Here is a 16,800-nt window from a genome sequence, read left to right on the forward strand (position 1 = left end):
GCCGGTACCGTGCCGAGCTCGATTCGCGGTGCAGCGGGCAGCTGATCGTGACCATTGACGCTGTCGATCCCTGTTTGTGCGTCTACCCGCTCGATGAGTGGGAGCAAATTGAAGCCAAGTTGCGAGCCTTGCCATCGCTTCGTGAGGAAAACCGCCGCCTGCAGCGCTTGCTGATTGGTAACGCGGTCGACCTTGAGCTTGATGGCAGTGGTCGCTTCCTGGTGCCGCCCCGCTTGCGTGAGTACGCCCGGCTGGACAAGAAGGCGATGCTGGTGGGGCAACTGAACAAATTCCAGCTGTGGGATGAGGAAGCCTGGAACACGGTTTCGGCAGCCGACCTCGCAGCTATCCAACAACCGGGCGCCATGCCCGACGAATTGCGTGACCTGATCCTGTGACCATAGATAGCGGCTTCAACCACATTACCGTCCTGCTCGACGAAGCTGTCGAGGCACTGGCCTTGCGCGCCGACGGTTGCTATCTGGACGGCACCTTTGGCCGTGGCGGACACAGTCGGCTGATCCTCAGCAAGCTCGGCCCAGAAGGGCGGCTGTTGGGATTTGACAAAGACCCACAAGCGATTGCCACAGGGCAAGCGCTGGCGGCCGAAGACGGCCGCTTTGTCATTGTGCAGCGCAGCTTTGCCGAGCTGGGTGCAGAAGTGGCCGAGCGCGGCCTGCACGGTAAGGTGAGCGGGATACTGATGGACCTGGGCGTGTCTTCACCACAGCTTGACGACCCGGAGCGTGGCTTCAGCTTCCTCAATGACGGGCCGCTGGACATGCGCATGAACCCCGACCAGGGCATCAGCGCCGCCGAATTCATTGCCACCGCGCCGGTCGAGGAAATCGCCCGCGTATTCAAGGAGTATGGCGAGGAGCGCTTTGCCGGCCGTATGGCCCGTGCAGTCGTCGAGCGCCGTGAAAAGCAGCCGTTCACCCGTACAGGCGACCTTGCCGAGGTTCTCAAGGTGGCCAACCCTGCATGGGAAAAGGGCAAGAACCCAGCCACCCGCGCGTTCCAGGGCCTGCGTATCCATGTCAACAACGAACTCGGCGACCTGGAAACCGGCCTGCAAGCGGCCATCGACGCACTGGAGGTTGGCGGTCGCCTGGCCGTGATCAGCTTCCACTCGCTCGAAGACCGCATCGTCAAGCTGTTCATGCGCAAACTGGCCAAGGGCGAAGCTGACAACCTGCCGCGCAACCTGCCCGTGCAGCACAAGGTGTTCGAACCCACGATCAAGCTGATCGGTAAAGCCCAGTTCGCCTCCGATGCAGAGCTCAAGGCCAACCCCCGCTCACGCAGTGCAGTGATGCGTGTTGCGGAGAAATTGCGGTGAGCAAGTTGTTCGCCAAACCTCTGCCTGGCGGCAGCTTCCTCATGCTCATGCTGTTCGTCGGCGTGCTGGGCTCGGCCATTGCCGTGTCGTACAGCGCGCACTGGAACCGGCAATTGCTCAATACCCTGTACGGGGAGCTCAACGAGCGGGACAAGGCCCAGGCTGAATGGGGCCGGTTGATCCTGGAGCAAAGCACTTGGACAGCGGCCAGTCGCATCGAAAACCTGGCTACCGAGCAGCTCAAGATGCGCGTGCCAGCCGCTGACGAAGTGCGGATGGTGGCGCCATGATGAAGCTCGAAGGCGCACTCTACCCCTGGCGGTTCCGTGTAGTCGTCGGCCTGCTGGCGCTGATGGTTGGTGCCATTTGCTGGCGCATCATCGACCTGCAGGTCGTCGACCGCGATTTCCTCAAGGGGCAGGGTGATGCACGCAGCCTGCGCCACATTCCCATCCCTGCGCACCGTGGCTTGATCACTGACCGCAACGGTGAGCCGCTGGCGGTCAGCACGCCGGTCACCACGCTGTGGGCCAACCCCAAGGAAATGCAGGCTTCGCGCGACCGCTGGCCGCAGTTGGCAACTGCTCTGGGGCAAAACCCCCAGCAGCTCACCGAGCGCCTGACCCAGCAAGCCAACAAGGAGTTCATCTACCTGGTCCGCGGCCTGACCCCGGAGCAGGGGCAGCATGTGCTGGACCTGAAGGTACCAGGCGTCTATGGGCTGGAAGAGTTCCGCCGCTTCTACCCTGCCGGCGACGTGACCGCCCACATGGTCGGCTTTACCGACCTGGACGATCACGGTCGCGAGGGCGTCGAGCTGGCCTATGACGAGTGGCTGGCCGGTGTACCGGGCAAGCGGCAGGTGATCAAGGACCGGCGCGGCCGCCTGATCAAGGACATCCAGGTCACCAAGAACGCCAAGGCAGGGAAGACCTTGGCGTTGTCGATTGACCTGCGCCTTCAATACCTGGCTACCCGCGAACTGCGCAACGCCATCGCCGAGCAGGACGCCAAGGCCGGCAGCCTGGTGATCATGGACGTCAAGACCGGTGAGGTTTTGGCGATGGTCAACCAGCCTACCTACAACCCCAACAACCGCCGCAGCATGTTCCCGGCGGCCATGCGCAACCGGGCCATCATCGACGTGTTCGAGCCTGGCTCCACGGTCAAGCCGATCTCGATGAGTGCCGCACTGGAAAGCGGCCGCTGGAAGCCTACCGACAAGGTCGAGGTTTACCCGGGCAGTCTGCAGATCGGTCGCTATACCATCAAGGACGTGTCCCGAAGCGAGGGTCCGATCCTCGACCTGACCGGCATTCTGATCAACTCCAGTAACGTGGGCATGAGCAAGATTGCCTTCGATATCGGCGGCGAAGCCATCTACCGGGTCATGTCCCAGGTCGGCCTGGGCCAGTACACCGGCCTGGGTTTCCCGGGCGAGCGCGTCGGCAACCTGCCCAACCACCGGGAGTGGCGCAAGGCCGAAACGGCCACGCTGTCGTACGGTTACGGCGTTTCGGTCACCGCTCTGCAGCTGGTGCACGCTTATGCAGCCTTGGCCAACGACGGCAAGATGGTGCCGTTGTCGATCCTCAAGGTGGACAAGGCGCCCGAAGCCGTCCAGGCGATTCCCAAGGAAACCGCAGAAACCGTGCAGGGCATGCTCCAGCAAGTGATCGAGGCGCCGCGCGGCGTGTTCCGTGCCCAGGTGCCGTTCTACCACGTGGCCGGCAAGTCCGGTACCGCGCGTAAAGCCACGGTGGGTTCCAAGGGCTACACCGAAAATGCCTATCGCTCGCTGTTCGCAGGCTTCGGCCCGATGAGCGACCCGCGCTATGCGATCGTCGTGGTAATCGACGAACCCGGCAAAGGCGGCTACTTCGGCGGTCTGGTATCGGCACCTGTGTTCAGCAAGGTCATGTCCGGCACCCTTCGGCTGATGAACGTGCCGCCAGACAACCTGCCGCCACCTGCGCCGGCAGCGCCGGCAAGCCAATCGCAAGTCAATGCAGCAGCCGCCAACGGAGGGCGTGGATAATGACAATGCCATTGAGCAAGCTCTTCGCCCATGCCAGCCGCGACCCGCTGATTCGTGAACTGACCCTCGATAGCCGCAACGTGCGCCCAGGCGACCTTTTCCTGGCAGTGCCTGGGGCCAAGGTCGATGGCCGCGAGCATATCGCCGACGCGCTGGCCCGTGGCGCTGCCGCCGTGGCTTACGAGGAACAGGGCGCCACGGTGCTGCCGCTGACCGATGTACCGCTGATTCCAGTCAAGGGCCTGATCGCCCAGCTGTCGGACATCGCCGGGCGCTTCTATGGCGAGCCCAGCCGCCAATTGAACCTGGTAGGCGTGACCGGCACCAACGGCAAGACCAGCGTCACCCAACTGGTGGCACAGGCGCTCGACCTGTTGGGCCAGCGTTGCGGCCTGGTGGGTACCCTGGGGACGGGTTTCTACGGCGAGCTGAAAAGCGGTCGACTGACCACGCCTGACCCGATCGCCGTGCAGTCGACCCTGTACGACTTGAAAAAACAAGGCGCCAAGGCCGTGGCCATGGAAGTGTCCTCCCATGCCCTGGAACAGGGGCGTGTAGCGGCCTTGGCGTTCGACATCGCGGTGATGACCAACCTGTCCCGTGACCACCTCGACTACCACGGCAGCATGCAGGCCTACGAAGCGGCCAAGGCCAAGCTGTTTGCCTGGCCAAGCCTGCGTTGCCAAGTGGTCAATCTGGACGACGACTTCGGTCGCCGCCTGGCTGACGCCTACGCTCACAAGCCGATGGCCGAGCGTATCGATACCCGGTTGATCACCTACAGCCTGGAGCACTCGGACGCCTCGCTGTACTGCCCCAAGGCCAAGTTCGACGACGATGGCGTCTGCGCCACCCTCGTCACCGCCCAGGGCGAGCGCACGTTGCGCACGCAGCTGCTGGGTCGCTTCAACCTGAGCAACGTATTGGCGGCCGTGGCGACCCTGCTGGCGTTGGACTACGCCCTGGACGAGATCCTCAAGGTCATGCCGCAGTTACACGGCCCTGTTGGCCGCATGCAACGCCTGGGCGGCGGCGACAAGCCCCTTGTGGTGGTCGATTACGCGCACACGCCCGATGCCCTGGAAAAAGTGCTCCAGGCCCTGCGCCCCCATGCCCACGGCCAACTGCTGTGCCTGTTCGGCTGTGGCGGCGACCGTGACCGGGGCAAGCGCCCGCTGATGGCAGAAGTGGCCGAACGTCTGGCCGACCGGGTGCTGGTGACCGACGACAACCCGCGGACCGAAGACCCAATGCGCATCTTTGACGATATTCGGCCCGGCTTTACGGCGCCGGTCGAGGTGGCGTTCGTGGCCGGTCGCGGTGAGGCCATCGCCCAGCTGATCGCCGGTGCCGCTGCCGACGACGTCATCGTGCTGGCCGGCAAGGGACACGAGGACTATCAGGAGATCAACGCGCAGCGCCATGCGTTTTCCGATTTGACCGAGGCCGAAAAGGCACTCGCAGCCTGGGAGGCCCCCAATGCTTGAGGCGATGACGCTTAGCCAGGTGAGCGCCACCTTGAAGGGTCGCCTGACCGGCGCCGATGCCCGCTTCGATGGCGTCAGCATCGACAGCCGCAGCGTCGCGCCGGGGCAGCTCTTCGTTGCCCTGGCCGGCCCGCGCTTTGACGGCCATGACTACCTGACTGACGTCAAGGCCAAGGGCGCCGTGGCGGCGCTGGTCGAACGCGAAGTGCAGGGCGTCGACCTGCCGCAATTGGTGGTCGCCGATTGCCGCCTGGCCCTTGGCCAGCTCGGTGCACTCAACCGGGCGGCCTTCGACAAGCCCGTTGTGGCCATTACCGGGTCCAGCGGCAAGACCACGGTCAAGGAAATGCTCGCCAGTGTCCTGCGCACGCGCGGCCTGGTGCATGCCACACGCGGCAACCTGAACAATGACCTGGGCGCGCCGCTGACCTTGTTGGAAATCGCCCCCGAGCACAGCGCCGCCGTCATCGAACTGGGCGCCTCGCGCATCGGCGAAATTCGCTACACCGTGGGTTTGACTCAGCCCCAAGTGGTCATCATCAACAATGCCGGCACCGCGCACGTGGGTGAATTCGGCGGCCCGGAGAAAATCGTCGAGGCCAAGGGCGAAATCCTCGAAGGACTGGGTGAGGGCGGTACCGCCATTCTCAACCTGGCCGACAAGGCCTTCGACACTTGGCGAACCCGTGCCGGCGATCACCGGATCGTGAGCTTTGCGCTCGACGATACCCGTGCCGACTTCCATGCCAGTGACATTGGCCGTGACCCCCGCGGCTGCCCGACCTTCACCCTGCACGGGGCAGGCGGGCAGGCGCAGGTGCAACTTAACGTGCTGGGCGTGCACAACGTCAGCAACGCCTTGGCCGCCGCCGCCGCCGCCCATGCCGTGGGCATCAGCCTGCAGGGCATTGCTGCCGGCCTGGCTGCGGTCCAGCCGGTCAAGGGCCGCACCGTGGCGCAGGTCACCCCGAGCGGCGCTCGCGTGATCGACGACAGTTACAACGCAAATCCCACCTCCATGTGTGCCGCCATTGATATACTCGCCGGCTTTTCCGGACGCACCGTCCTGGTGCTTGGAGAAATTGGCGAGCTGGGTCAGTGGGCGCAGGAAGGTCACCGTCAGGTGGGTGACTACGCCCGCGGCAAGGTCGACGCCTTGTATGCGGTGGGTGCCAACATGGCGCACGCCGTCGAGGCGTTCGGTACCCATGGCCACCATTACGCTACGCAGGCCGCGCTGATCGAAGCAGTCAGTGCCGAAAATGCCGGCGATACCACTATCTTGATCAAGGGCTCGCGCAGCGCTGCGATGGAAAATGTCGTGGCTGCACTGTGCGGTGCCAGCGGGGAGAAACATTAATGCTGCTGCTGTTGGCCGAGTATCTGCAACAGTTCCACAAAGGCTTCGCGGTCTTCCAGTACCTCTCCCTGCGCGGGATTCTCGGGGTGCTTACCGCGTTGTCGCTGGCGCTGTGGCTGGGGCCGTGGATGATCCGTACCCTGCAAATTCGCCAGATCGGCCAGGCCGTTCGCAATGACGGGCCGCAGTCGCACCTGTCCAAGTCCGGTACGCCGACCATGGGCGGGGCATTGATCCTGTCTGCCATTGCCGTCAGTACCTTGCTGTGGGCCGACCTGACCAACCGTTACGTCTGGGTGGTGCTGATCGTTACCCTGGCCTTCGGTGCCATCGGCTGGGTCGACGACTACCGCAAGGTCATCGAGAAGAACTCCCGCGGCCTGCCAAGTCGCTGGAAGTACTTCTGGCAGTCGGTGTTCGGCCTGGCTGCGGCCGTGTTCCTCTACAAGACGGCCCCGACCAGTGTCGAGACCACCCTGATACTGCCGTTCATCAAGGACGTTACCATCCCCCTGGGCATCGGTTTCGTGGTGCTGACTTATTTCGTCATCGTCGGCTCCAGCAACGCCGTGAACCTGACCGATGGCCTGGATGGCCTTGCCATCATGCCGACCGTGATGGTTGGCGGGGCGCTGGGCATCTTCTGCTACCTGTCAGGCAACGTGAAATTCGCCGAGTACCTGTTGATCCCGTACGTACCCGGCTCTGGTGAGCTGATCGTGTTCTGCGGCGCACTGATCGGTGCCGGCCTGGGCTTTCTGTGGTTCAACACCTACCCGGCACAAGTGTTCATGGGCGACGTGGGCGCTCTGGCGCTGGGCGCGGCGCTGGGCACCATTGCCGTGATCGTGCGCCAGGAGATCGTGCTGTTCATCATGGGCGGTGTGTTCGTGATGGAAACCCTGTCCGTGGTCATCCAGGTCGCTTCCTTCAAGCTGACCGGCAAGCGCGTGTTCCGCATGGCGCCGATTCACCACCACTTTGAACTCAAGGGCTGGCCAGAGCCACGCGTGATCGTCCGCTTCTGGATCATCACCGTGATCCTGGTGCTGATTGGCCTTGCCACCCTGAAACTGAGGTAGATGCGCGTGTCACTGATCGCTTCCGACCAATTCCGCATCGTTGTCGGCCTCGGCAAGAGCGGCATGTCCCTGGTTCGCTTCCTGGCGAGCCGGGGCATTGCCTTTGCGGTCGCCGATACCCGCGAGCAACCGCCGGAACTGGAAACCCTGCGCCGAGATTACCCGCAGGTGGAAGTACGCTGTGGCGAGCTTGACGTGGACTTCCTGTGCCGCGCCAGCGAGCTGTACGTCAGCCCAGGCTTGGCCTTGGCTACGCCGGCGCTGCAACAAGCCGCTGCCCGCGGGGTCAAGCTGTCCGGCGACATCGAGCTGTTTGCGCGCAACGCCAAGGCACCGATCATCGCCATCAGTGGATCGAATGCCAAAAGCACCGTCACCACCCTGGTCGGCGAAATGGCCGCCAGGGCGGGCAAGCGCGTAGCGGTTGGCGGCAACCTCGGCACCCCGGCCCTGGACCTGTTGGCCGATGACGTCGAGCTGTACGTGATGGAGCTGTCCAGCTTCCAGCTGGAAACCACCGACCAGCTCAATGCCGAAGTCGCCACGGTGCTGAACATCAGCGAAGACCACATGGACCGCTACAGTGGCCTGCCGGCCTACCACCTGGCCAAGCACCGCATTTTCCGGGGTGCGCGGCAGGTGGTGGTCAATTGCCAGGACGCGCTCAGCCGTCCCCTGCCGGTCGAAGGCCGCCCCTGCTGGACCTTTGGCCTGGGCGAGCCCGACTTCAAGGCCTTCGGCCTGCGCGAGGTGGACGGCGAGAAATACCTTGCCTTCGCGTTCCAGGCCCTGATGCCGGTGCGCGAACTCAAGGTGCGCGGTGCTCATAACCAAAGCAATGCGCTGGCCGCACTGGCCCTGGGCCATGCTGCAGGGCTGCCCTTCGAGCCGATGCTGCAGGCGCTGCGTGAATTCACGGGGCTCGCTCACCGCTGCCAGTGGGTACGTGAGCGCAACGGGGTGAACTGGTACGACGACTCCAAGGCCACCAACGTGGGCGCCGCACTGGCAGCCATCGAAGGCCTGGGTGCCGATACGCAAGGCAAGCTGGTGCTGATTGCCGGAGGCGACGGCAAGGGCGCCGATTTTGCCGCGCTGCGCGAACCGATCCGGCGCTATTGCCGCGCCGTCGTGTTGCTTGGCCGTGATGCTGAACGCCTGGTCCAGGCCCTCGGCGATGCTGCGCCGCTGGTGCGGGTAGCCTCCCTGGACGACGCTGTGCAGCGCTGCGCCGAACTGGCACAGCCCGGTGATGCCGTGCTGCTGTCGCCAGCCTGCGCCAGCCTCGACATGTTCAAGAACTTCGAAGAACGCGGGCGCCTGTTTGCCCAGGCAGCGGGAGCACTGGCATGATCTTCGGCATCCTCAAGCCTTATCCGTCGCCGCTGATCAGCGGCCGTGGCATCGACTTGGACTTCCCTCTGCTGGCCGGTTGCCTGGCGCTGCTGGGCCTGGGCCTGGTGATGATCACCTCCGCCTCCTCGGAAGTGGCCGCCGTCCAGTCCGGCAACCCGCTTTATCACATGTACCGGCACCTGGTTTACGTCTTCCTCGGGCTGGTTGCCTGTGGCGCGACCATGATGGTGCCGATCGCCACCTGGCAGCGCATGGGGTTCATGATGCTGCTCGGTGCCTTTGGCCTGCTGGTCATGGTGCTGGTGCCCGGCATCGGGCGCGAGGTCAACGGTTCGATGCGCTGGATCGGCTTCAGCTTCTTCAACGTCCAGCCTTCGGAAATCGCCAAGGTATTCGTGGTCATCTACCTTGCCGGCTACCTGGTACGCCGGCAGACCGAGGTACGCGAAAGCTGGATGGGCTTTTTCAAGCCGTTCATCGTGTTGCTGCCCATGGCCGGTTTGCTGCTGATGGAGCCTGACTTTGGCGCCACCGTGGTGATGATGGGGGCCGCGGCTGCCATGCTGTTCCTGGGTGGGGTGGGACTGTTCCGCTTCAGCCTGATGGTGGTGCTGGCGGTCGTGGCGGTGTTTGTGCTGGTGCAGGCGCAGCCCTATCGAATGGCGCGACTGATCACCTTCACCGACCCCTGGTCCGATCAGTTTGGCTCCGGCTACCAGTTGACCCAGGCCCTGATCGCATTCGGGCGGGGCGAGTGGCTGGGCGTGGGCCTGGGCAACAGCGTGCAGAAGCAGTTCTACCTGCCTGAAGCGCACACCGACTTCGTGTTCTCGGTGCTGGCCGAAGAGCTGGGTGTGGTTGGCTCGCTGGTCACCATCGCGCTATTCGTCTTCGTCACCATTCGCGCGCTTTACATCGGGCTGTGGGCCGAGAAAGCCAAACAGTTCTTCGCCGCGTACATGGCCTTTGGCCTGGCCTTCCTGTGGATTGGTCAGTTCCTGATCAACATTGGCGTGAACGTCGGCCTGCTGCCGACCAAGGGCCTGACCCTGCCGTTCCTCAGCTATGGCGGCAGCTCGCTGGTCATCTGCTGCGCGTGCGTAGGGCTGCTGCTGCGCATCGAATGGGAAAGCCGTACCCATCTGGGCAGCGAAGAACATGAATTCAGCGAGAGCGACTTTGCCGAGGAGCCTGCCCATGGCCGCTGAAGACAAGAACGTATTGATCATGGCCGGCGGAACCGGCGGTCACGTGTTCCCAGCGCTGGCTTGCGCGCGCGAGTTCCAGGCGCGTGGCTACACCGTGCACTGGCTGGGCACCCCGCGAGGGATCGAGAATGAACTGGTGCCCCAGGCCGGCCTTACCCTGCATCGGATTCAAGTCAGCGGCCTGCGTGGCAAGGGCAAGCTATCGCTGCTCAAGGCCCCTTTGACCCTGGTCAAGGCCGTGCTGCAGGCCCGGCGCATCATCCGCACGCTCAAGCCTGCCTGTGTGCTGGGCTTCGGCGGGTATGTCACAGGTCCCGGCGGCGTGGCGGCGCGCCTTTGCGGGGTGCCGCTGATCATTCATGAGCAAAATGCCCGCGCCGGCACCGCCAACCGCTCGCTGGTACCCCTGGCCGCACGGGTATGTGAAGCCTTCCCCGACACCTTCCCGGCCAGTGAAAAGCGCCGCACCACAGGCAATCCGGTGCGTGCCGAACTGTTCATGGATGCCGAGCGTCCTGCGCTTGGCCAGCGTCAAGCGCACCTGCTGGTGCTCGGCGGTAGCCTGGGCGCGGAACCCTTGAACACATTGTTGCCTAAAGCGCTGGCCGAAGTGCCCGAAGCCGTGCGGCCCCAGGTGTTCCACCAGGCTGGCAAGCAACATGCGTCGATCACCGCCGAGCGATACCGCCAAGCCGGTGTCCAGGCGCAGGTCGAGCCCTTCATCAAGGACATGGCCCAAGCCTATGGCTGGGCCGACCTGGTGGTGTGCCGTGCCGGGGCCCTGACCGTCAGCGAGCTGGCGGCAGCGGGCCTGCCCTCGATGCTGGTGCCCTTGCCCCATGCGATCGATGACCACCAGACCCATAACGCCCATTATCTGGCCCGCGAAGGCGCTGCCTTCCTGATGCCACAAGCGACAACTGGCGCAGCGCAGCTCGCTGAACGCCTGAACGAGGTGCTGATGCAACCCGAGAAACTGACTGTCATGGCCGGTACCGCAAGGCGCCTGGCCAAACCTGCTGCAACCAGCACCGTCGTCGATATCTGCCTGGAGGTGGCCCGTGGTTGAGAGCCAGAAAGCCATGCCCCAGCCCAAGATGGGCCGTATTCGTCGTATCCATTTCGTGGGTATCGGCGGTGTCGGCATGTGCGGTATCGCCGAGGTATTGCTGAACCTGGGCTACGAGGTATCCGGTTCGGACCTCAAGGCCTCGCCTGTGACCGAGCGCCTGGAGTCGTTCGGCGCGCAGATCTTCGTTGGCCATCGTGCAGAGAACGCTGCGACCGCTGACGTGCTGGTGGTGTCCAGCGCCATCAACCCGGCCAACCCTGAAGTGGCCACTGCCCTGGAACGTCGCATTCCCGTGGTGCCACGGGCAGAGATGCTGGCCGAACTCATGCGCTACCGCCATGGCGTGGCCGTGGCCGGCACCCACGGCAAGACCACCACCACCAGCCTGCTGGCCTCGGTATTCGCCGCCGGTGGGCTGGACCCCACGTTCGTCATTGGTGGCCGCTTGACTGCAGCGGGCACCAACGCCCAGCTAGGCACCAGCCGTTATCTGATTGCCGAAGCCGATGAAAGCGACGCCAGCTTCCTGCACCTGCAACCGATGGTCGCCGTGGTCACCAACATCGACGCCGACCACATGGCCACCTACGAAGGGGACTTCAACAAACTGAAGAAGACCTTCGTCGAGTTCCTGCACAACCTGCCGTTCTATGGCCTGGCCGTCATGTGCCTGGATGACCCGGTGGTGCGCGAGATCCTGCCCCAGGTCAAGCGCCCGACGGTCACCTACGGCTTCAGCGAAGAAGCCGATATCCGCGCCATCAATGTTCGTCAGCAAGGCATGCAGACGCATTTCACCGTCTTGCGCCGCGACTGTGAGCCGCTGGAGGTTTCGGTGAACATGCCGGGCAATCACAATGTGCTCAATGCACTGGCGACCATCGCCATCGCCACCGACGAAGGCATTCCCGACCAGGCCATTCTCCAGGGGCTCTCCGGGTTCCAGGGCGTGGGCCGTCGGTTCCAGGTGTACGGTGAGCTGCCCGTGGAGGGCGGCAGCGTGATGCTGGTGGACGATTACGGTCATCACCCCACTGAAGTGGCCGCCGTGATCAAGGCCGTGCGTGGCGGCTGGCCAAGCCGCCGGCTGGTGATCGTCTACCAGCCGCACCGCTACAGCCGCACCCGCGACCTGTACGACGACTTCGTCCAGGTGCTCGGTGATGCCAACGTGCTGCTGCTGATGGAAGTCTACCCGGCCGGCGAAGAGCCGATCCCGGGGGCCGACAGCCGCCAGCTGTGCCACAGCATTCGCCAGCGCGGCAAGCTGGACCCGATCTACATCGAGCGCGGCGCCGAGCTGGCGCCGCTGGTTCAGCCGTTGCTGCGTGCCGGCGACATCCTGATCTGCCAAGGTGCCGGCGATGTCGGCGGCCTGGCTCCGCAATTGATGAAAAGCCCGCTGTTTGCCGGCGCCGTGCAGGAGACGTCGAAATGACCAGCGCCTACGACACATTGCCCAGCACCCTGGACGTCAAGGCGTTCGGTCGCGTCGCCGTGCTCTATGGGGGCAAGAGCGCCGAGCGGGAAGTCTCGCTCAAGTCTGGCGCCGCCGTGATTGGCGCGCTCACCGACGCCGGCGTGGACGTCGTCGCCATCGACGTGGGCGATGACCTGCTTGCTCGTCTGCAAAGCGAAAAAATCGACCGTGCCTTCATCATCCTGCACGGCCGCGGTGGTGAAGACGGCAGCATGCAAGGGCTGCTCGAGTGCCTGGGCATTCCTTACACCGGCAGCGGCATCCTGGCTTCTGCCTTGGCGATGGACAAGCTGCGCACCAAGCAGGTGTGGCAGAGCCTGGGTATCCCCACCCCGCGGCACGCGGTGTTGGCCAGCGAAAGCGATTGTTTGCGTGCCAGTACGGAACTGGGCTTCCCGCTTATCGTCAAACCTGCCCATGAAGGCTCCAGCATCGGCATGGCCAAGGTGAACAGCGAGCAGGAACTGGTCGCCGCCTGGCAAGAGGCCGCCAAATACGATTCTCAGGTACTCGTGGAACAGTGGATTCACGGCCCGGAGTTCACCATTGCGGTGTTGCGCGGGCAGGTGCTGCCGCCGATTGCCCTGGGAACGCCCCACGTGTTCTACGACTACGACGCCAAATACATCGCCAACGATACCCAGTACCGCATTCCCTGTGGGCTCGATAGCGCCAAGGAGCAGGAACTGATCGATCTGACTGCCCGCGCCTGCGATGCCATTGGCATCGAAGGCTGGGGACGGCTGGACGTGATGCAGGACGAGCAGGGCCGGTTCTGGCTGCTCGAAGTAAACACCGCCCCAGGCATGACTGATCATAGCCTGGTGCCCATGGCGGCCCGCGCGGCCGGCTTGGACTTCCAGCAATTGGTGCTGGCGATCCTGGCCGACAGCGTGGCGACGCGAGGTTAATCATCATGCAGGGCGCAATGGTACGTCAGCAGCAACCCGTTACCGGCCGCAGCAAGCCGGTGCCGCGTGGTGCCAGCCGGCTGGTGGCCGACGAGCCCGTATCGGCGCGCCTGCCGCGTCCAAGCCTGGGCGGCCTCAAGCGCCTGCTGTGGCCGGTGCTGCTGGTAGCCGCAGGCTTCGGCGCCTACGAGGGGGCCATACGGCTCATGCCGTATGCCGACCGGCCGATCACCAAGATCGACGTGCAGGGCGACCTGACCTACATCAGCCAGCAGTCGGTGCAGCAGCGCATCGCACCCTACGTGGCCGCAAGCTTCTTCACCGTCGACCTGCCGGCGATGCGCAAGGAGCTTGAGCAGATGCCCTGGATCGCCCATGCAGAAGTGCGCCGGGTATGGCCGGATGAAGTGGTGATTCGCCTCGAGGAACAACTGCCGGTGGCGCGCTGGGGTGATGCCGCCTTGCTCAACAACCAGGGCCAGGCCTTCACGCCGCGCGAACTGGCCAACTACGAGCACCTGCCACAATTGGCCGGCCCCCAGCGAGCCCAGCAGCAGGTCATGCAGCAGTATCAGATATTGAGCCAGATGCTGCGCCCCTTAGGCTTCTCCATCGCGCGCCTGGAGCTGCGCGAACGAGGCAGCTGGTTCCTGACCACGGGCGCGAGCAGCGCAGCGCCCGGTATCGAGCTGCTGCTGGGGCGCGACCATCTGGTCGAGAAGATGCGCCGTTTCATTGCCATTTACGACAAGACGCTTAAAGAGCAGATCGCCAATATCGCCCGCATCGATCTGCGATATGCCAACGGGCTTGCCGTTGGCTGGCGGGAACCGATTGCACCGACGACGGCCCAACCCGCCGTTGCGAAGAATTAGAGAGAGGCAGGACCATGGCAAACGCGCATAGCGGCAAAATGATCGTCGGGCTGGACATCGGTACCTCCAAGGTAGTGGCCTTGGTAGGTGAGGTGGGCGAAGACGGCACGCTGGAAATCGTCGGGATCGGCACTCACCCGTCCCGCGGCCTGAAAAAAGGCGTGGTGGTGAACATCGAGTCCACCGTGCAATCGATCCAGCGCGCCGTCGAAGAAGCACAGCTGATGGCGGGTTGCCGCATCCACTCGGCCTTCGTGGGTGTCGCTGGTAATCACATCCGCAGCCTGAACTCCCATGGCATCGTCGCCATTCGCGATCGCGAAGTCAGCCTGGCCGACCTTGAGCGTGTGCTCGATGCGGCCCAGGCGGTGGCCATTCCGGCGGACCAGCGGGTGCTGCACACGCTGCCCCAGGACTATGTGATCGATAACCAGGAAGGGGTGCGCGAACCGCTCGGCATGTCGGGCGTGCGCCTGGAAGCCAAGGTTCATGTGGTGACCTGCGCCGTCAATGCCGCGCAGAACATCGAGAAGTGCGTACGCCGCTGCGGCCTTGAAATCGACGACATCATTCTCGAGCAACTGGCATCGGCCTATTCGGTACTGACCGACGACGAAAAAGAGCTGGGCGTGTGCCTGGTCGACATCGGCGGCGGCACCACCGACATCGCGATCTTCACCGAAGGCGCGATTCGCCACACCGCGGTCATCCCGATTGCCGGGGACCAGGTGACCAATGACATTGCCATGGCCCTGCGTACGCCCACACAGTATGCCGAGGAAATCAAGATTCGGTACGCCTGCGCCCTGGCCAAGCTGGCAGGTGCGGGTGAAACCATCAAGGTGCCAAGCGTTGGCGACCGTCCTCCGCGCGAACTGTCGCGTCAGGCGTTGGCCGAAGTGGTCGAGCCGCGTTATGACGAACTCTTCACCCTGATCCAGGCTGAACTTCGTCGCAGCGGTTACGAGGACCTGGTGCCCGCCGGCATCGTCCTGACCGGCGGCACCGCCAAGATGGAAGGCGCGGTCGAGCTGGCCGAGGAAATTTTCCACATGCCGGTACGCCTGGGCGTGCCGCACAGCGTGCGCGGCCTGAGCGACGTGGTACGCAACCCGATTTATTCCACCGGTGTGGGCTTGCTTACCTACGGGCTGCACAAGCAGACCGAAGACCTGCCCTTGACCGGCAACAGCAGCAGCAACAACAGCTATGGCGATGAACCGAAGGCCCCAGTGCTTGAGCGCTTCAAGCGGTGGGTACAAGGCAACTTCTAAGTTTCAAAGCAGTAGTGGTAGGCGCGACAACTAGAGAACTGTAAGGAGAGGGAAAATGTTCGAGCTCGTAGACAACGTCCCGCAAAGCCCGGTCATCAAGGTGATCGGCGTCGGTGGTGGTGGTGGTAACGCCGTCAATCACATGGTCAAGAGCAGCATCGAGGGCGTGGAGTTCATCTGCGCCAACACCGATGCCCAGGCGCTCAAGAACATTGGTGCGCGCACCATCCTGCAACTGGGCACTGGCGTGACCAAGGGCCTGGGTGCTGGCGCCAATCCGGAAGTCGGTCGTCAGGCCGCGCTGGAAGACCGTGAGCGCATTGCCGAAGTGCTGCAAGGCACCAACATGGTGTTCATCACCACAGGCATGGGCGGCGGTACCGGTACCGGTGCAGCGCCGATCATCGCCGAAGTGGCCAAGGAAATGGGCATCCTCACCGTTGCAGTGGTGACCCGTCCGTTCCCGTTCGAAGGTCGCAAACGCATGCAGATCGCCGATGAAGGCATCCGCATGCTGGCCGAAAGCGTCGACTCGCTGATCACCATCCCCAACGAGAAGCTGCTGACCATCCTGGGCAAGGACGCAAGCCTGCTGTCCGCGTTCGCCAAGGCCGATGACGTGTTGGCCGGAGCCGTTCGCGGTATCTCCGACATCATCAAGCGCCCAGGCATGATCAACGTCGACTTTGCCGACGTGCGTACCGTGATGGGTGAAATGGGCATGGCCATGATGGGTACTGGCTGCGCCAGCGGCCCGAACCGTGCTCGCGAGGCGACCGAGGCGGCGATCCGCAACCCGCTGCTCGAAGACGTCAACCTGCAGGGCGCCCGTGGCATCCTGGTCAACATCACCGCAGGTCCGGACCTGTCCCTGGGTGAGTACTCCGACGTGGGTAGCATCATCGAGGCGTTCGCCTCCGACCATGCCATGGTCAAGGTCGGTACCGTGATCGACCCGGACATGCGCGACGAGCTGCATGTTACCGTCGTGGCGACTGGTCTGGGTGCGCGCATCGAGAAGCCGGTCAAGGTGGTGGATAACACCCTGCAGACTGCCCAGCAGGTCTACGAGGCATCCAACCCTGCCCCTGCGCGTCAGGAGCAGCCAGCGGTCAACTACCGTGATCTGGAGCGCCCGACCGTCATGCGCAACCAGGCGCACGCGGGTGCGGCAGCTGCGGCCAAGCTGAACCCTCAGGATGACCTGGATTATCTCGATATTCCGGCCTTCCTGCGTCGTCAGGCTGATTAATGAAATTTATCAGGGCTATGAAGGTGATTGGTATTCATCAAAGGTTGGGTCTGGTATTATCGC

At 63.8% G+C, this 16,800-nt stretch carries 15 protein-coding genes; all 15 read left to right on the forward strand.

Annotation, left to right across the window (positions count from 1 at the left end):
* Positions 1-398, forward strand: a 398-nt coding sequence (gene mraZ / locus ACK59L_RS15445; RefSeq protein WP_409274551.1) for a division/cell wall cluster transcriptional repressor MraZ, incomplete at its 5' end; no start/stop codon positions are given.
* Entirely contained in the window at positions 395-1,342 is a 948-nt protein-coding gene (gene rsmH, locus ACK59L_RS15450) for a 16S rRNA (cytosine(1402)-N(4))-methyltransferase RsmH (protein ID WP_058604950.1), read from the forward strand. The genes mraZ and rsmH, both read left to right, overlap by 4 nt.
* On the forward strand, positions 1,339-1,632 hold the full coding sequence (ftsL, locus tag ACK59L_RS15455; RefSeq protein WP_023534348.1) for a cell division protein FtsL: 294 nt from the start codon (positions 1,339-1,341) through the stop codon (positions 1,630-1,632). Before rsmH ends, ftsL begins: the two co-directional genes overlap by 4 nt.
* Positions 1,632-3,380: a penicillin-binding protein 2 gene (locus tag ACK59L_RS15460; protein WP_167338592.1), complete on the forward strand. Its 1,749-nt coding sequence runs from the start codon at positions 1,632-1,634 to the stop codon at positions 3,378-3,380. Before ftsL ends, ACK59L_RS15460 begins: the two co-directional genes overlap by 1 nt.
* A complete protein-coding gene (locus ACK59L_RS15465) occupies positions 3,380-4,867 on the forward strand; it encodes a UDP-N-acetylmuramoyl-L-alanyl-D-glutamate--2,6-diaminopimelate ligase (protein ID WP_409274554.1) in 1,488 nt (495 codons plus the stop codon). The genes ACK59L_RS15460 and ACK59L_RS15465 overlap by 1 nt, the downstream gene beginning before the upstream one ends.
* Entirely contained in the window at positions 4,860-6,227 is a 1,368-nt protein-coding gene (gene murF, locus ACK59L_RS15470; protein WP_196135099.1) for a UDP-N-acetylmuramoyl-tripeptide--D-alanyl-D-alanine ligase, read from the forward strand. Before ACK59L_RS15465 ends, murF begins: the two co-directional genes overlap by 8 nt.
* A complete protein-coding gene (gene mraY / locus ACK59L_RS15475; protein WP_015271711.1) occupies positions 6,227-7,309 on the forward strand; it encodes a phospho-N-acetylmuramoyl-pentapeptide-transferase in 1,083 nt (360 codons plus the stop codon). Before murF ends, mraY begins: the two co-directional genes overlap by 1 nt.
* A gap of 6 nt (positions 7,310-7,315) precedes the next feature.
* On the forward strand, positions 7,316-8,662 hold the full coding sequence (gene murD, locus ACK59L_RS15480; protein ID WP_409274556.1) for a UDP-N-acetylmuramoyl-L-alanine--D-glutamate ligase: 1,347 nt from the start codon (positions 7,316-7,318) through the stop codon (positions 8,660-8,662).
* Complete coding sequence (ftsW, locus tag ACK59L_RS15485) at positions 8,659-9,873, forward strand: putative lipid II flippase FtsW (protein ID WP_058637160.1); 1,215 nt, start codon at positions 8,659-8,661, stop codon at positions 9,871-9,873. The genes murD and ftsW overlap by 4 nt, the downstream gene beginning before the upstream one ends.
* Positions 9,863-10,942, forward strand: coding sequence for an undecaprenyldiphospho-muramoylpentapeptide beta-N-acetylglucosaminyltransferase (gene murG, locus ACK59L_RS15490; protein WP_409274559.1), 1,080 nt, complete (start codon positions 9,863-9,865; stop codon positions 10,940-10,942). The genes ftsW and murG overlap by 11 nt, the downstream gene beginning before the upstream one ends.
* A 13-nt stretch (positions 10,943-10,955) precedes the next feature.
* Positions 10,956-12,383: a UDP-N-acetylmuramate--L-alanine ligase gene (gene murC / locus ACK59L_RS15495; RefSeq protein WP_181405482.1), complete on the forward strand. Its 1,428-nt coding sequence runs from the start codon at positions 10,956-10,958 to the stop codon at positions 12,381-12,383.
* Positions 12,380-13,336 carry a D-alanine--D-alanine ligase gene (locus tag ACK59L_RS15500; protein ID WP_167338524.1) on the forward strand — a complete coding sequence of 319 codons (957 nt, stop codon included), beginning with the start codon at positions 12,380-12,382 and terminating at the stop codon, positions 13,334-13,336. The genes murC and ACK59L_RS15500 overlap by 4 nt, the downstream gene beginning before the upstream one ends.
* 5 nt (positions 13,337-13,341) lie before the next feature.
* Complete coding sequence (locus tag ACK59L_RS15505; RefSeq protein ID WP_058606148.1) at positions 13,342-14,211, forward strand: cell division protein FtsQ/DivIB; 870 nt, start codon at positions 13,342-13,344, stop codon at positions 14,209-14,211.
* 14 nt (positions 14,212-14,225) lie between these two features.
* Positions 14,226-15,485 (forward strand): cell division protein FtsA, encoded by a 1,260-nt coding sequence (ftsA, locus tag ACK59L_RS15510; protein ID WP_023534383.1) that lies wholly within the window; start codon positions 14,226-14,228, stop codon positions 15,483-15,485.
* Between the two features lie 55 nt (positions 15,486-15,540).
* The gene (gene ftsZ / locus ACK59L_RS15515) at positions 15,541-16,737 is read left to right on the forward strand and encodes a cell division protein FtsZ (RefSeq protein ID WP_058606149.1); all 1,197 of its coding nucleotides are present in this window, start codon (positions 15,541-15,543) and stop codon (positions 16,735-16,737) included.
* The last annotated feature ends 63 nt before the right edge of the window (positions 16,738-16,800 follow it).

Source organism: Pseudomonas sp. KCJK9111 (genome assembly GCF_046231935.1).
Taxonomy (GTDB): domain Bacteria; phylum Pseudomonadota; class Gammaproteobacteria; order Pseudomonadales; family Pseudomonadaceae; genus Aquipseudomonas; species Aquipseudomonas parafulva_B.

Coding starts and splice junctions, on each gene's coding strand:
- ACK59L_RS15505 (WP_058606148.1), top strand. CDS start 13,342: ATGCAGGGCGCAATGGTACGTCAGCAGCAACCCGTTACCGGCCGCAGC.
- ACK59L_RS15460 (WP_167338592.1), top strand. CDS start 1,632: ATGAAGCTCGAAGGCGCACTCTACCCCTGGCGGTTCCGTGTAGTCGTC.
- ftsA (WP_023534383.1), top strand. CDS start 14,226: ATGGCAAACGCGCATAGCGGCAAAATGATCGTCGGGCTGGACATCGGT.
- ftsZ (WP_058606149.1), top strand. CDS start 15,541: ATGTTCGAGCTCGTAGACAACGTCCCGCAAAGCCCGGTCATCAAGGTG.
- murG (WP_409274559.1), top strand. CDS start 9,863: ATGGCCGCTGAAGACAAGAACGTATTGATCATGGCCGGCGGAACCGGC.
- mraY (WP_015271711.1), top strand. CDS start 6,227: ATGCTGCTGCTGTTGGCCGAGTATCTGCAACAGTTCCACAAAGGCTTC.
- ftsW (WP_058637160.1), top strand. CDS start 8,659: ATGATCTTCGGCATCCTCAAGCCTTATCCGTCGCCGCTGATCAGCGGC.
- murF (WP_196135099.1), top strand. CDS start 4,860: ATGCTTGAGGCGATGACGCTTAGCCAGGTGAGCGCCACCTTGAAGGGT.
- murC (WP_181405482.1), top strand. CDS start 10,956: ATGCCCCAGCCCAAGATGGGCCGTATTCGTCGTATCCATTTCGTGGGT.
- ACK59L_RS15465 (WP_409274554.1), top strand. CDS start 3,380: ATGACAATGCCATTGAGCAAGCTCTTCGCCCATGCCAGCCGCGACCCG.
- ACK59L_RS15500 (WP_167338524.1), top strand. CDS start 12,380: ATGACCAGCGCCTACGACACATTGCCCAGCACCCTGGACGTCAAGGCG.